This is a genomic window from Marinobacterium halophilum (assembly GCF_003014615.1).
GTDB lineage: Bacteria > Pseudomonadota > Gammaproteobacteria > Pseudomonadales > Balneatricaceae > Marinobacterium > Marinobacterium halophilum.
In genome coordinates this window covers 23,997-38,744 of the sequence record NZ_PYGI01000001.1, presented here as the reverse complement: position 1 = coordinate 38,744, position 14,748 = coordinate 23,997, and the positions used below count along the sequence as shown (strand labels likewise).

The following is a 14,748-nucleotide window of genomic DNA, read 5'->3' as shown; positions in this document are numbered from 1 at the left end:
ATTCCTGTTCATGAGTGCTTTTTTGACTGAGAACACTCATGTTCTGATGAACGGTTTTTGTCCTGATCGGCCAACCAAAAGGGGAAGAAATTAAACCACTGCAGGGGCGCACGGCGACAATATTCAGCCAACCGGTTGGCATAATCCTGAACCGCCCGCTGCAGACCTTCGTTTCGACTTTTGCGCGGCCACGACAACTGCTCACTGAACTGTTCCAGATAAAGGTGGTAGCGGTCCGACTCCTTCAGGCAGAACATCAGGTATACAGGGCAACGCAGCAGGCTGGCGAGGATAAAGGCACCCTGGGGGAATTCAGCCTCGTCACCGAGAAAACTGACCGTTGAAGTACGCCCCCCTCCATGGACCGGGGTACGATCGCCAGCGATAACAATGTACTCCCCTGACGCTACCCTTTCCGACAATAACATGGCCGTTGCAGGAGACATGTCGGTTACCTGCATCAGGTTGATCGCGGCAGTATCATTCGTTTGCTTCATGAGTCGATTAAATTTTTCGGCATGCCGGGTGTAAACCAGCATGGTTACGCCGACATCCGGCAACTGATGTGCCAGAGCACTACACACTTCTGTATTGCCAAGGTGAGAAACGATGATAATACCGCCGCTGCGGTTCCTGTCGATTTCATCAAACGCGTCAGGCGTTTCGAACACCACATCTTCGTGGCGAATGTGCCCCATCCAGACCAGCAGCTTATCCAGCAGAATTTCACCAAAGCACCAGAAGTGGCGGAATGGGCTCAACCCCGAATGTTGCTCTGGGGGCAACTGGTCGAGCATTCGCTGCAAATAGGCTTTGGAAGCACGGCGAGACTCGCTGCGCGTCAGGTAGAAATAGGCCATCACAGGCAAGAGGAAGATCCGAAAACCGGTACGACCAAACAACCGATAGGCCAGTAACAGGCTCTTCATACCCAGCAGGGTACCGGCTTCGCCAATACCGGCCCAGTGCTTGCCAGCTTCAGCCATGACGACGATTACTCAAGATCTTCGGTAGGCGCACAAGCATGCCAAAAAAGAGTCTGGCATGCATCAACGAAATCAATACGTTATCTTTGACCGCGTTAAAGTGAGATACGCCATCAATTGGGTAACGCACCTGGGTAGGCAGATTTTCCACCGCAAAACCACGCCAAGCCCACCGCACAATTACTTCAGGATCAAAATCCATACGATTGCCACAGGGTTCCTGATCCAGCAACTCTACCACCTTGGCCAAGGGGTACACTCTAAAGCCACACATGGTGTCCTTGATACGCAGCGACAATGTATTGATCCAGACCCAGACATGAGTAAGGTAACGGGCATAGTAACGCAGCGCAGGCACCGACTCGTCATAACGGGGATATCCAGTCACCAGCGCATCGGGTTCGCGTTGTCCGGTGGCCATAAAAGTAGGCAGATCGGTCAGGTCATGCTGGCCGTCCGCATCGATTTGAACCGCATGGGTATAGTCCAACGCCAACAGATGCCTCAGCCCCGCTTTCACCGCTGCACCCTTGCCACTGTTTTGTGCCAACCTGATTAACCGCACCCGATCATCATACTGCTGGTCGAGACTCATCAGTACATCGCGACAGACTGGGCTACTACCATCATCCACCAACAGTACCGGATAACCGTATTCGAGCACGCTGGCCAAGGTTGGTCCTATGGCTTCTTCATGGTTATAGACCGGTATGACGATGGCAGCCCTGAACCGCGGCTCAATTGAAACAGATCCGTCCACTGGAATGGCCTCCTTTCTCCGAGACATACTGGAATGTCAGTTTTTGCTTCTCTTTCGAGTATTCGAGCAGCAAATTCACCTCTGCTTCGGGAAAAATGACCTGCTGAAACTTTGTAGCTTCCAAGCGGCAAAACTCCCCCTTGACCCCAAGCAGTTCGCGTCCGTAATGTACGGCCCAATGCACTTGGACAATCCCCGGTAGTATCGGGTTGCCGGCAAAATGACCGCTGAAATAGATCAACTGTCCCGGTATTTTCAGCGTTAGCTCGATGGCCTGATCGGCACGGGTTTGGCTTACCACTCGCGGCCACTTAATCTCATCCTGCTGAAACATTGCCTGCAATGAATCCACTGTAATTTTTCCTTGCGGGTTGTAAGGCATACGTTCAACAAAACGCCACCGCCGGGGTAATGCCACCGGTTCAAAATGCTGACTGAATGCCTGACGTAACTGATGTACTAGAGCTCTCTTCTTCTCTGTTTTCAGGTACCGCTCACCCTCAGGAGTCAGCTCTGCCACTATGGCCAATTCCGTGCGGCGGCCGTGCAGAACAAGTGCTTTTGCGGTTTTGATCAACCTTTGTTGCTCAGCCACCCGCTCCACTTCCACCAAAGAAATACGCTTGCCTTCTATCTTGGCAATACGGTCTGTGCGGCCTTGCAGAAGGAAACTGCCATCCTGCGCCAGTTCAACTCGGTCAGACAGCACTTGACGGCCACATTGCACATGAGGCGCGCTCACCTGAAGAGTCGAATCCTGGGTCAGTGTACAACCCACCCCTGGTAGCGGCTGCCAACGGACCTCAGTTTCAGAGTTCTGTACACGCCAGGCCACCGCTCCTGTTTCAGAACTGCCATAGATTTCACGTACCGGTGCCTGCAGCAGCTCCGATACCTGTAGGCTATCTGCACGTTGTAACGGTGCTGCCGACGACAACACTCCCTCACAGCATAGTTGCAGGCTCTGCCAGTCAAATGCCGGATTCAGTCGGCTTAGATGCGACGGCGTGGAAACCAGCACAAACCGTGAATGCTGCTGTGCTCTAGTAAAGATATCTTCGGCGAATTGACAATTACTTCGCTCGAAAACCTGTCCCCTGCAGAGCGGCCAAAACAAACGGAAGGTTAATCCATACAAGTGCTGATGCGTTACGGTGGTCACAACCACTGCCTGTTTCTGCTCGGGCCATAACCGCTCCAGCGCCTCCAGCTCATCTTCTATCTGAGCAAAGGTTTTCAGGATCGGTTTAGGTTCTCCCGTCGAACCAGAGGTAAAAATCTCCAACGCCGGAAAATCGGCGGGCAAAGGCCGCCAACGCAGTAACTTTGCCGTTGTCAGACAACGTTCGGTGTACGGCACTAGCGATTTGGGGTACTGACCAGCAAAACCTGCCACTCTGCGCTGCAAGCGCTCATTGGTTACGGGGCGGTTATCCCCGGGAACACAAACGGTACAGCCCAACTGCCAAAGAGCCAGCGACAGGGCCAGAAACTCAATTGTATCCTGATGATAGACAGCCCAACGCTGCCCAGGCGCGGCTGGCAACCTTTGGCACCAGTAAGCGACTCGATTTCTGATGTCTGAACGGGAAATAAGCCCTGCTTCGTCCAGAGCCACGGGGACATCGGGAGCCTGGACCAACCAGCTCGACAAAGCTACCAGGTTAGTCATACCCGCCCCCTGACACGCTGTCGAACAATCCATTCCAGCGCCAATATAAGCCCAATAAAAAGGTAAGCTATCAGACCATTGTAGAGCGCCCATACTTTGTCTGAGGCCCAGAGCATGGTCGCCATCGAAACGGTGGCGTTGAACACAAAGAACAAGCACCAGACCTGCGTCACTTTGCGGGTATAACACACACCTTCTGGCGGTAGCTCCGGTTCTTTGATTCGGGCAAGCCGTTCGACAACCGTCTGTGAGGCAAAGAGACTGCTGCCAAACACCAGCAGCAGGCCAAGATTAACCAGCACCGGATAAAACTTGAGGCCCCGGTGAGCATCCCACAGCAGTGTGATGATTAAGACACCCAGCGCACTGACAATAATCACCAGCCGATCACGCTTGTGCCCGCCCACAAGCCAACGCAGCAGCAATACCACTATCAGCACGGGTAACAAGGCGAGCACATCGAAACGCTGCAGTCCCCAGTACACCAAAAATGGGTAGCTCAACGTCAGCAATGTAACCAGCATTCGAATCAGCATCAGGGTCAGTCGAGCAGCTTTTCAACTTCGGTCACGACATCCTGCACGGTGCGCACTGACTTAAAGTCTTCCGGCTTGATTTTTTTACCGGTCATTTTCTTCAATTCCACAACCAGATCGACTGCATCAATACTGTCAATGTCCAGATCTGCATAGAGGTTTGCATCGGGATGAATAGCATCTGGGTCGATTTCAAACAGTTCTACAAGGACCTGTGCTATTTTCTGGTAGGTGTTTTCCTGACCTGACATAATAATCACTTATTGTTAGATTGAGATTGAATCAGTGCAGCCAACGCATTCACACTGGCAAAATGCTGGCGCGTCTCTTCAGAGTCTGACTTCAGCTTGATACCGTAATGCTTTTGCAAGGCCAGCCCGATCTCCAAGGCATCAATAGAGTCCAGTCCCAACCCGTCAACAAATAGCGGTTCGTCATCATGAATTTCCGCCGCTTCAATATCTTCAAGATCGAGCGCATCGATAATCATCTGCTTTATTTCCTGGTGCAGATTGCTCATAAAGTCTTAACTCCTTATCAAAATAATCAGCAAGATCAGCCGTCAGCTGCCTTGCCGCTACTGAGGGGGTATTATCACGCAAATAGGGTGCCACCGAGATCAGGTCATCCACCCTAAGGCGCATATGTACTTTTGATGCAGGCACCTGATACCAGCGATTTTCCTTGGTCAATGTGGTAGGGCGGCAGGAAATCAATACCGGGGTAATATCTGCCGCAGTACGGATGGCTATATTAGCGGCTCCCCGTTTAAGCACCAGCGGTTTTCCTGGTGTCGTGCGTGTCCCCTCTGGAAAAATAATCAATGCACGCCGTTTAGAAAAGGCTTCGCCCGCAGCGGCGATCACTTTGTCACTTTCTTCATTAAGAATGTAACCTGCAGTTTTAACAGGCCCGCGGGTAAAGGGATTTCGAATCAGTTTACCTTTCACTACGCAACTGGCGTTGGGCATCAGGGAGATCAGGAAAATCACGTCAATCAACGACGGATGATTAGCCAAAATCAGTCGAGCATTGCTCAGTTTTTCAATGCCTTCCACTTCATAGCTGAGCACACCCAAAAATTTCATCAGCCCGATATAGAAACGAAAGGCATGATGAATCACGCGCTGTCCCCTTTGTTCCCGCAGCTCTGTACTCCCCGGAAGAACATAGAGAATAGGCATAGCAATAATCGGCAGCAATAAACCACCAACACCAAACACCAGGAAACTGAATACGGTCCCACACCAGCGCCAGGCATGATTGATATGAGCGAGCATCTTACGCTTCACGACACAGAGTCCAGCCCATGTGTGCCTTACCGGCAAAATGTACCTGGCGATCAAGCCCACACATGAAACGCATCATGCGAAGCACGTCACTTGAGAGGGATTGAGTATCCTCGGACGGATGCTGTTGTATAGATATATCGACGCCCTCATCGCGACTGAGCAGCATGGCGAGGGCGAAAGGGAAAGGTTCGCTAGGACTATAGGCCTGGTACAGCTCTGGCAAGGGGACATCGTAAATAAGACACAAGACCTTATCCCGACTCTGCAACTGAGTCGCTGCTTCCAACAGTGCATGCGGAATCAGGTTGTCGAATGCTGCAATCGCGGTGACTTCACTGACATCTTTACGGGCGATTGACAGCAACCCACTCACGGCATTATGTACCGCCAGGCTGAACCCCGTGGGCGACATTGGCTCGCCATCTGCGATGCCTTCCAGCAAGGATAATGTCAACGGGGTATCTCCATGCCTGGAAGCGAAGACCCCTGGAATAGCAGTAACATCTTCAAGCAAAGGCAAGGCAGCCCCCGCAGCACAGCGGCCAAGCTCGGTAAAACGCCGCCTTAACATGGGAGGAATCTGTTTCAGAGAGAGCTTAGGCAACTCATGTGATAACGGGAAAGGCTGTTCCAGCCAATGACCCCAGTCAGAGATGCTTTCCAACCCTGGTGCCTGTGCATTCCATGCTTGCAACTTAAAACTCAACAACGTCCCTACTCCTGCCTGCCACACACTCAAAACCAAGCAGACCCGCTATCCCAGTCTTGACAACTTTGTCCCTATTGAGGGACAAGCGGATTCTACCCGCACAATCTGTCAATGCAAAGAGCTGTCGTTTGAAAAATGGGCCTACCATACCTATAATCTGCGGCATTCAGGAATCTGATTACACAAGGAGTACAACGTGAAAAAAATCGCCGCATGCCTCTCAGTCTTTCTTATTCTGGTATCACCTCAGGCCTTTAGTCGTGACACCAAACATATGTTATCTATACAAGAGGCACTGCAATCTCCGGATTTCAAAGAAAAACTGGATCCGAGTATCCGGTTTTATTTTGGTAGCCAGAAACATCCAAAAATCTCGCAATCATTTGGAAATTTTTCGACCAACAAAAAGACCAACGCCTTCAACAAAAGCGATGAGGAAGCGTGCCGCTGGGTAATGCTATCTGCCCTATTGACCTTACAGGAGCGCGCAAAGAAAGAAGGCGGTAATGCTGTCATCAACATTGCCAGCTACTACAAGAAAAACAAGGTAATAAACAGCAAACAATATGAATGCCATGCTGGCGCGATCATGGCCGGTGTTGCACTGACCGGCGAAGTGGTCAAGCTTGCCCGCTAAGCAGCTGAATCCTCACATCCGGCTCTGGTATACCAGAGTCCGGGTGAACGCTCAACGACCCCCTGATGCACAGCTGCATCTGCTGCCACCGAGGCAACAACTGCGCTACTACTCCTTAAGATCAGATAAACGACGGCAGGAATATCTGTACAGCAGACTCCTGATATGTACGGCTTTATCTCGACACTACCAGCGCCCCAGCACAAGCTGGAAAATTGAAGAGCCTGAAAACTCCCCTCCCATTATTCATAACCTGCCTACTCCCGGTCATATCAGCCTGAGCCACAGCCATGAATTGATGTGTTTTACCCTCAACCCACTTAGAATCGGCGTTGATATAGAGAAAACACGTCCCAGAAAGAACGTGAAATTAATGGCTGAGCTGTTCATGAATAACCGTGAACTACAACAACTACCGGAAACTGATATCGAGCAACATCAGTATTTTTACCGTTTATGGTGTGCCAAAGAAGCCCTGTACAAGGCTCTACCTTTGGTTAAGCAATCCACAACAGCTTTGACAAGTCTATCTTACCTTCAATTGAAAAATGGACAGTTTAAGTGGCAACTTTCCGAATTTAAGTTGGAGGACTATCAGGTCGCAATTGTATACGAAAATCAGCTACGCACAGTCGTGACAACAACGCACTTTGTAGACACTGAAAACCTATAAAGAGCGTCCGGCGACATCACAAGCTCTGCATAGCGCAACCTATCGCGAACTCACCACCAGGCTGAAATGGCCGCAACTCCCTGAGCGCCACAGGTCTGCGCCGTTGCCAGATCGGCTTCGCTCACCCCGCCCAACGCATACACCGGCAGCGTACACTCGGCCACCAGCTCAGCAAAGGCTTCCCAACCCAGCGAAGGCTCACCCGGATGAGACTGAGTCGCCAGCACCGGCGACAGGGTGATGAAATCAACGCCTTTCTCTTGCGCCATCCGAATCTGCGCCGCATCGTGACAGGATGCACTCAACCAGCGGCCCGTGAAGGCCGTACGGTCGCTCAGCGTTGCCAACCGTGCCGAGGTCAGATGCAGGTGTTCTACGCCTAGCGCGTTGGCCTGCTCGACCGACGCATTGACACCCAGCACGGCCCCCTGCTGCTCACACAACGGCTGTAACCGGCCGTACAACTCGGCAAAGGCAGCGTCATCCAGCGACTTGGCTCTGAGCATGATCTGGCGAATGCCGTTGTTCAGTGCCACCTGTACACGTGCGGCATATTCATCAGCTGTTGCCGCCGCGCCGGTGATCAGCAGCCGCTGTGACAACCGGGCCGCGGCCAAAATCGGCGCATTGGCAGCCGGAAAGCTGTAATCATCCAGCGCCCCAGGCATGACCCAGCGCACCGGCTGACCTTCAGCACCGTGTGCTTCGCCATCAAAACCATCGACCAGCCATACATCGAGCAGAACTGACTTGTCGGGATAGTGGTGTGGAATACGAATCAGCGGACGAGCAGCAGTCACCTGGATGCCCAGTTCTTCCTGCAGCTCACGCGCAAGCGCCGTCGCTACCGGTTCATCGGGCTCCACTTTACCGCCGGGGAATTCCCAGAGGCCGCCCTGATGCTTATCGTCGGGACGGCGCGCAATCAAAATCTGGCCGCTGCGGTCACGAATGACGGCAGCGGCAACATGAATCAGTTTCGGCATGGGTCAGCTACGGTAATCCGCATTGATGCTGACGTACTCCTGGGACAAGTCGGTGGTCCAGACCCGTTCGATCACCTGACCACGGTTGAGTACCACGCGGATCAGGATCTCTTCGCCGTCCATAACCGCCTGACCGGCCTCTTCGGTGTAGCTCGCCGCACGACCGCCCTTCTCGACAATGCAGACATCGTTGAGATAGATCTGCAGTGCATCCAGATCCAGGTTGTCGATACCGGCACGGCCTACACAGGCCAGAATGCGGCCCCAGTTGGGATCGCTGGCGAACAGTGCAGTCTTCACCAGGGGCGAGTGCGCAATGGTGTAGGCCACGGCCAATGCTTCCTGGCTGGTACCGGCCGACTCGACACAGATTTCAACAAACTTGGTAGCGCCTTCGCCGTCACGGACAATGGCCTGTGCCAGCGCCAGCATGATGCGCTCCAGCGCATCGCTGAACAGGGTCGCCAGTTCATAGTCGGAGCCATCAACGACAACGCCGCTGGCACCGGTGGCCACCAGCATGCAGGAATCATTGGTCGACGTATCGCCATCCACGGTGATGCGGTTGAACGAACGGTCAGCCACGTTGCTCAGCCATTGCTGCAACAGCGGCTGCGGCACTTCCGCATCCGTTGCTACGTAGCCCAGCATGGTCGCCATATTCGGCATGATCATGCCCGAGCCCTTGGAGATACCGGTCAGGGTAATGGTTTTGCCCTGATACTCGATCTGCTCGCTGGCTGCTTTCGGTCGCGTGTCCGTGGTCATGATGCCCACCGCCGCCGCTTCCCAGTTATCTTCGGACAAGTCGGCCTTGGCATCATTCAGCACGGTGACGATCTTCTCGACCGGCAACGGCTCGCCAATGACACCGGTGGAAAACGGCAGCACCGCTGCAACCGGTACCGCGCAACGCTCAGCAACGGCTTCACAACACGTCATGGCATCCACCATGCCCTGCTCACCGGTACCGGCATTGGCATTACCGGTGTTGACCAGCAGGTAACGCGCAGGCGCAGCGGCCAGATGCTGTTTGCAGATCCGTACCGGAGCCGCGCAGAAGGCATTCAAGGTAAACACGCCAGCAACGGAGCTGCCTTCGGCAAGCTCCATCAGCACCACATCACGTCGACCCGGTTTCTTGATCCCCGCCGATGCAATACCGAGACGAAACCCGCTTACCGGATGTAACTGAGGCAAAGTAGCCGGACCAACTGCCATGATGCTGTCTTCCTTAGTCGTTGACTGACAATGATTAACTGATTTTACCGTGACACTGCTTGTACTTCTTGCCGGAACCGCACGGGCACAGGTCGTTACGTCCAACCTTTGGCGTTTCGCGCACATAAGGCTCGGCGTTTTCGTCCTGCTCGCCCGCTGCGGCAGCTGCCTGTTCGCGCTCCGGCTCTTCCTGCTTCATGCCACTGCTCTGGGCATGTTCGAAGTTCATCTGCTGGCGCTCAGCCTGGGCACGACGCTCGTCTTCCATGCGCTCAACCTCTTCCGGCTGACGCACCTGAACATGGCTCAGGATACGCACGACATCACGCTTGATGTTTTCCAGCAAGTCCTGGAACAGGGCAAAGGCTTCGCGCTTGTATTCCTGCTTCGGGTTCTTCTGGGCGTAACCGCGCAGATGGATGCCCTGACGCAGCAGATCCATGGTCTGCAGATGCTCTTTCCACAGCGTATCCAATACCTGCAGCATCACCTGCTTCTCGAACATGCGCAGCGTTTCCACGCCGACCGCTTCTTCCTTCGCACGGTACGCCTGAACGATTTCAGTGCGGATCTTCTCGCGCAGTGACTCTTCATGCAGGTTGTCATCGGCATCCAGCCATTCCTGCAACGGCAGCTTGAGTGCGAACTCGGTTTCCAGGGCAGTTTCCAGCGCCGGGATGTCCCACATCTCTTCCAGACTCTGCGGCGGAACATGCTCGCTGATGGTGTTCTCAATCACTTCGTCGCGCACGGAATTGATGGTTTCTGAAATATCGTCCGCCGCCATCACTTCATTGCGCTGATCATAGATCACGGTACGCTGGTCGTTGGCGACGTCATCGTATTCCAGCAGCGATTTACGGATATCGAAGTTGCGGCCTTCAACCTTGCGCTGCGCCTTTTCGATCGCGTTGCTGACCATCTTGTGCTCGATCGCTTCGCCTTTTTCCATGCCCAGGGCCTGCATGAACTGACGCACACGCTCGGACGCAAAGATACGCATCAGGTCATCTTCCAGCGACAGGAAGAAACGGGAAGAACCCGGGTCACCCTGACGACCGGCACGACCACGCAGCTGGTTATCGATACGACGGGATTCATGACGTTCGGTACCGATAATATGCAAACCGCCTGCCGCCAGTACGATCTCATGACGCTTGCGCCACTCTTCACGGCCCTGTTCAAGCTGGGCTTCCGTCGCATCTTCGCCAAGGGCTTCGAGTTCAGCTTCAAGCTTGCCACCCAGCATGATGTCGGTACCACGACCGGCCATGTTGGTCGCAATCGTGATCGCACCCGGACGGCCCGCTTCCGCAATCACACCGGCTTCGCCCTTGTGGTTCTTGGCGTTCAATACGTTGTGCTGGATCTTTTCCTTGTTCAGCAGCGCCGACAGCAGCTCCGACGACTCCACCGATGCCGTACCGACCAGCACCGGGCGGTCGTGTTCACGGCAGTAAAGGATCTCTTTGACGATCGCCTGATATTTCTCTTCCATGGTAAGGAAGATGATGTCGTTATAGTCCTTACGCTGAACCGGGCGGTTGGTCGGGATCACTACCACATCCAGACCGTAGATCTGGCGCAGCTCATAGGCTTCGGTATCCGCTGTACCGGTCATGCCGGACAGTTTGTCGTACAGACGGAAGTAGTTCTGGAACGTGGTGGACGCCAGCGTCTGGCTTTCCATCTGGATCTGGACGCCTTCCTTCGCTTCCACCGCCTGATGCAGACCTTCTGACCAGCGACGGCCCGGCATGATACGACCGGTATGCTCGTCAACGATCACGATCTGACTGCCCTGAACGATGTAGTCCTTGTCACGCTGGAACAGATAGTGCGCGCGCAGGCCTGCCAGCACGTGGTGCAGCAGGTTAAGGTTCTGCGGTGCGTACAGGCTCTCGCCTTCCTGCAGCATTTCATGTTCGATCAGCAGGTCTTCGACCAGCTGGTGACCGGCTTCGGTCAGCTCAACCGTACGGTTTTTCTCATCGACCACAAAGTGCTCGTCAATCACTTGCGCCGTATCCTTGGGATCGATCTCACCATGGAACTGCTGCAGCGTAGGGATCAGCTGGTTGATCTTGTGATACGTGGCCGAGCTGTCTTCTGCAGGGCCGGAAATGATCAGCGGCGTACGTGCTTCATCGATCAGGATGGAGTCGACTTCATCCACTACCGCAAAGTTGAACTCACGCTGTACCTTGTCATGGATGCTGAACGCCATGTTGTCGCGCAGGTAATCAAAGCCGAATTCGTTGTTGGTGCCGTAGGTGATGTCAGCGGCATAGGCCGCGCGCTTGGACTCGGAGTCCTGGCCAGAGAAGACCACACCGACTGACAGCCCCAGTGCTTCGTACAGCGGACGCATCCAGTTGGCATCACGTTGGGCCAGGTAGTCGTTCACGGTGACAACATGCACACCGTGTTTCGACAATGCATTGAGGTAAACCGCCAGTGTTGCCACCAGGGTTTTACCTTCACCGGTCTTCATCTCGGAGACCTTGCCGTCATGCAGTACCATGCCACCGATCAGCTGGACGTCGAAATGACGCATGCCCATGACCCGCTTGGACGCTTCGCGCACCGCAGCAAAGGCTTCCGGCAGCAGTTTGTCCAGCGCTTCACCCTGCTCAAGACGTTCACGGAAAGCAACCGTCTGTCCCTTGAGGTCGGCGTCAGAAAGCGCCTCTAAACCCGCTTCCAGCTCGTTGATCTGCTTGACGACCTTACCCAGTCGCTTCAGCTCACGATCGTTTTTACTTCCCAGTATCTTCTTGAACAGTGACAGCATAATTCGACTTTTAACCGGTTGAATGCAAAGCCACGCCCCACTCGGGATGCCGGCTTTGCCAGAAAAAATGGATACGACATTCTACCTGTATTGGGGCAGATAATAGAATGTCAACGTATCAGTATTTTGATCTGTACCGCAGCCGCTACAGCATCACGTTACCAGATACGAAAAAGCCGGCTATTTCAAGCCGGCTTTCGGAGGAGAACTTATCCTGCCGCAACAGGACGATGGTAGGAAATGGGTACCACATCGTCCGCGTTTTCAAAGGTGACCAGCTCCCAGGCACCTTCAGTTGCCAACAACTTGCGCAACAGCATGTTGTTCAGATAATGCCCTGATTTGTAACCGTAGAATTCACCAATCAGGCTCTTGCCGAGCAGGTAGAGATCACCAACCGCATCCAGCACCTTGTGCTTGACGAATTCATCTTCGTAGCGCAAGCCGTCTTCATTCAGAATCTTGAAGTCATCGACGACGATGGCGTTCTCGAAGCTGCCACCCAGTACCAGGTTCTGCGAACGCAGGTACTCGATATCGCGCATAAAGCCGAAGGTACGGGCACGGCTGACTTCTTTCACGAACGACGTGCTGGAGAAATCCAGAACCGCTTCCATGTTACGGTTGGCAAAGGCCGGGTGATCGAATTCGATACAGAAACCGACTTTAAAACCGTTAAACGGACGGAATGTCGCAGTCTTGCCTTCGTGAGTCACACTCACTTCCTGCTTGATGCGGATAAATTCCTTGGGTGCATTCTGCTCTTCGATCCCTGCCGACTGAATCAGGAATACGAACGGCGCAGCACTGCCATCCATGATCGGCACTTCTTCGGCACTAAGCTCGACATAGGCATTATCGATGCCCAGACCCGCCAATGCGGACAGCAGATGCTCCACGGTGGCAACACGTGTCCCGTCATGCGACAGGTTGGTCGACAGAGTCGTGTCAAACACCTTGTCGGCAAATGCCTTGATTTCAAAGACCGGGTCCAGATCTACTCGGCGAAACACGATACCGGTATTCACCGGTGCCGGCTTCAGCGTCAAGTACACCTTCTGGCCTGTATGAAGACCGACGCCAGTGGCCTTGATGCTGTTCTTAAGTGTTCGCTGTTTGATCATCCGCTCTGCCAACCTGAAAATTGCAATAATCTTGAAATTTTAACAAACCTGCCCCTAATCTATCAATGAGCACTGTCCCCAAGCACTGACTATTTGTCAGTCTTATCAGTCAGCCTGACGGCGCAGGAAGGTCGGAATGTCGAGACTGCCGTAATCATCTTTCTGCGCGCTCTTGTCGCCGCTCAGATCCTGTTTCGGCTTGTCGACCAGCGCTTCTTCACGCTGACGGCGCAAAATGGTCGGCAGTTCGATTTCGTCCAGGTTCAATGATCCATCCGGCTTGCGGCTACCGTTATTGGCATGGCCCTGCACCACAGCCATTTCCGGCGCGCGGGCACGGTCAAGACCGGTTGCCACGACGGTGACTTTCAGGTTATCGCCCAACGACGGATCGATGACGGTACCGACCACAATGGTCGCATCTTCATCGGCATACTGCTCAACGATATTACCGACTTCGGTAAACTCGCCCAGGCTGAGGTCTTCACCCGCCGCGATATTCACCAGGATACCGCTGGCACCGCGCAGATCGATATCTTCCAGCAGCGGACTGCGGATTGCAGCTTCTGCCGCTTCTTCGGCACGGTTATCGCCCTTGGCAATCGCGCTGCCCATCATCGCCATGCCCATTTCAGACATCACGGTACGCACGTCGGCGAAATCGACGTTGATCATGCCAGGACGGGTGATCAGGTCGGCGATACCCTGTACGGCACCCTTGAGCACATCATTGGCCGCACTGAATGCATTAACCAGACTGCAGTTCTTGCCCAGTACCTGCATCAATTTTTCGTTCGGGATGATGATCAACGAATCGACCGCATCACGCAGTTCGGCGATGCCCGCTTCAGCGATCTTCATGCGCTTGCGTCCCTCGAACGGGAACGGACGCGTTACCACGGCAACGGTGAGAATACCCAGTTCGCGAGCAACCTCAGCGACGATCGGTGCAGCACCGGTACCGGTACCACCACCCATACCTGCGGTAATGAACACCATGTCTGCACCGGCCAGGGTTTCCGCAATGCGTTCACGGTCTTCGAGCGCCGCCTGACGACCGATCTCGGGATTCGCACCCGCCCCCAGCCCTTTAGTCAGCTCACCACCGATATGCAGCGCGGTACGTGCCGCGTTACGACTCAGTGCCTGTGCATCGGTATTGGCGCAGATGAACTCGACGCCCTCGACCTCACGATCCACCATGTACTGCACGGCGTTGCCGCCGCCGCCGCCTACACCAATCACTTTGATCAGCGCACTTTGCGTTACACTCTCGACCAGTTCAAACATTTTCCCCTCCTCTCCGGACGCCTGCCACTACCTTCCGGCGTTTCCGACGACTGTCATTAAAATGAATT

15 protein-coding genes are annotated in these 14,748 nt (G+C 54.0%); 2 read left to right on the top strand and 13 right to left on the bottom strand.

Going from position 1 to position 14,748, the window contains the following annotated elements:
• Positions 1-8: 8 nt before the first annotated feature.
• The 8 genes from CLV44_RS00190 to CLV44_RS00155 are packed head-to-tail and all read right to left on the bottom strand — an operon-like array spanning position 9 to position 5,979.
• The gene (locus CLV44_RS00190; protein ID WP_106590085.1) at positions 9-986 is read right to left on the bottom strand and encodes a lysophospholipid acyltransferase family protein; all 978 of its coding nucleotides are present in this window, start codon (positions 984-986) and stop codon (positions 9-11) included.
• Positions 979-1,746 carry a glycosyltransferase family 2 protein gene (locus tag CLV44_RS00185; protein WP_245912545.1) on the bottom strand — a complete coding sequence of 256 codons (768 nt, stop codon included), beginning with the start codon at positions 1,744-1,746 and terminating at the stop codon, positions 979-981. Before CLV44_RS00185 ends, CLV44_RS00190 begins: the two co-directional genes overlap by 8 nt.
• The gene (locus CLV44_RS00180) at positions 1,724-3,418 is read right to left on the bottom strand and encodes an ApeI family dehydratase (protein WP_106590083.1); all 1,695 of its coding nucleotides are present in this window, start codon (positions 3,416-3,418) and stop codon (positions 1,724-1,726) included. The genes CLV44_RS00185 and CLV44_RS00180 overlap by 23 nt, the downstream gene beginning before the upstream one ends.
• Complete coding sequence (locus tag CLV44_RS00175; RefSeq protein WP_106590082.1) at positions 3,415-3,954, bottom strand: COG4648 family protein; 540 nt, start codon at positions 3,952-3,954, stop codon at positions 3,415-3,417. The genes CLV44_RS00180 and CLV44_RS00175 overlap by 4 nt, the downstream gene beginning before the upstream one ends.
• A 5-nt stretch (positions 3,955-3,959) precedes the next feature.
• Positions 3,960-4,205 (bottom strand): acyl carrier protein, encoded by a 246-nt coding sequence (locus CLV44_RS00170; RefSeq protein ID WP_106590081.1) that lies wholly within the window; start codon positions 4,203-4,205, stop codon positions 3,960-3,962.
• Between the two features lie 5 nt (positions 4,206-4,210).
• Positions 4,211-4,474, bottom strand: coding sequence for a phosphopantetheine-binding protein (locus CLV44_RS00165; protein ID WP_106590080.1), 264 nt, complete (start codon positions 4,472-4,474; stop codon positions 4,211-4,213).
• On the bottom strand, positions 4,419-5,246 hold the full coding sequence (locus tag CLV44_RS00160) for a lysophospholipid acyltransferase family protein (protein ID WP_245912544.1): 828 nt from the start codon (positions 5,244-5,246) through the stop codon (positions 4,419-4,421). The genes CLV44_RS00165 and CLV44_RS00160 overlap by 56 nt, the downstream gene beginning before the upstream one ends.
• Positions 5,236-5,979 (bottom strand): beta-ketoacyl synthase chain length factor, encoded by a 744-nt coding sequence (locus CLV44_RS00155; RefSeq protein ID WP_245912558.1) that lies wholly within the window; start codon positions 5,977-5,979, stop codon positions 5,236-5,238. The genes CLV44_RS00160 and CLV44_RS00155 overlap by 11 nt, the downstream gene beginning before the upstream one ends.
• A 172-nt stretch (positions 5,980-6,151) precedes the next feature.
• Here CLV44_RS00155 and CLV44_RS00150 point away from each other — a divergent pair, with 172 nt between their 5' ends.
• Together CLV44_RS00150 and CLV44_RS17195 are read left to right on the top strand one after the other, a co-directional pair.
• Entirely contained in the window at positions 6,152-6,592 is a 441-nt protein-coding gene (locus CLV44_RS00150) for an excinuclease ATPase subunit (RefSeq protein WP_106590077.1), read from the top strand.
• A 43-nt stretch (positions 6,593-6,635) separates the two neighbouring features.
• The gene (locus CLV44_RS17195; protein ID WP_146139962.1) at positions 6,636-7,265 is read left to right on the top strand and encodes a 4'-phosphopantetheinyl transferase family protein; all 630 of its coding nucleotides are present in this window, start codon (positions 6,636-6,638) and stop codon (positions 7,263-7,265) included.
• 50 nt (positions 7,266-7,315) lie between these two features.
• Here the strand turns inward: CLV44_RS17195 and CLV44_RS00140 are convergent, their stop codons facing one another.
• The 5 genes from CLV44_RS00140 to ftsZ form a co-directional block, all read right to left on the bottom strand.
• Positions 7,316-8,251: a Nudix family hydrolase gene (locus tag CLV44_RS00140; RefSeq protein ID WP_106590075.1), complete on the bottom strand. Its 936-nt coding sequence runs from the start codon at positions 8,249-8,251 to the stop codon at positions 7,316-7,318.
• 3 nt (positions 8,252-8,254) lie between these two features.
• On the bottom strand, positions 8,255-9,472 hold the full coding sequence (gene argJ / locus CLV44_RS00135) for a bifunctional glutamate N-acetyltransferase/amino-acid acetyltransferase ArgJ (protein ID WP_106590074.1): 1,218 nt from the start codon (positions 9,470-9,472) through the stop codon (positions 8,255-8,257).
• A gap of 34 nt (positions 9,473-9,506) precedes the next feature.
• Positions 9,507-12,266, bottom strand: a complete 2,760-nt coding sequence (gene secA, locus CLV44_RS00130) for a preprotein translocase subunit SecA (RefSeq protein ID WP_106590073.1) — start codon at positions 12,264-12,266, stop codon at positions 9,507-9,509.
• A gap of 209 nt (positions 12,267-12,475) precedes the next feature.
• Positions 12,476-13,390, bottom strand: coding sequence for a UDP-3-O-acyl-N-acetylglucosamine deacetylase (gene lpxC / locus CLV44_RS00125; protein WP_106590072.1), 915 nt, complete (start codon positions 13,388-13,390; stop codon positions 12,476-12,478).
• 105 nt (positions 13,391-13,495) lie between these two features.
• A complete protein-coding gene (gene ftsZ / locus CLV44_RS00120; protein WP_106590071.1) occupies positions 13,496-14,680 on the bottom strand; it encodes a cell division protein FtsZ in 1,185 nt (394 codons plus the stop codon).
• Positions 14,681-14,748 lie beyond the last annotated feature (68 nt).

Bases quoted from the DNA above. Each gene is read 5' to 3' on its own strand.
- CLV44_RS00190 (WP_106590085.1), bottom strand. From the start codon at position 986: ATGGCTGAAGCTGGCAAGCACTGGGCCGGTATTGGCGAAGCCGGTACC.
- CLV44_RS00180 (WP_106590083.1), bottom strand. From the start codon at position 3,418: ATGACTAACCTGGTAGCTTTGTCGAGCTGGTTGGTCCAGGCTCCCGAT.
- CLV44_RS00175 (WP_106590082.1), bottom strand. From the start codon at position 3,954: ATGCTGATTCGAATGCTGGTTACATTGCTGACGTTGAGCTACCCATTT.
- CLV44_RS00170 (WP_106590081.1), bottom strand. From the start codon at position 4,205: ATGTCAGGTCAGGAAAACACCTACCAGAAAATAGCACAGGTCCTTGTA.
- CLV44_RS00165 (WP_106590080.1), bottom strand. From the start codon at position 4,474: ATGAGCAATCTGCACCAGGAAATAAAGCAGATGATTATCGATGCGCTC.
- CLV44_RS00140 (WP_106590075.1), bottom strand. From the start codon at position 8,251: ATGCCGAAACTGATTCATGTTGCCGCTGCCGTCATTCGTGACCGCAGC.
- argJ (WP_106590074.1), bottom strand. From the start codon at position 9,472: ATGGCAGTTGGTCCGGCTACTTTGCCTCAGTTACATCCGGTAAGCGGG.
- secA (WP_106590073.1), bottom strand. From the start codon at position 12,266: ATGCTGTCACTGTTCAAGAAGATACTGGGAAGTAAAAACGATCGTGAG.
- lpxC (WP_106590072.1), bottom strand. From the start codon at position 13,390: ATGATCAAACAGCGAACACTTAAGAACAGCATCAAGGCCACTGGCGTC.
- ftsZ (WP_106590071.1), bottom strand. From the start codon at position 14,680: ATGTTTGAACTGGTCGAGAGTGTAACGCAAAGTGCGCTGATCAAAGTG.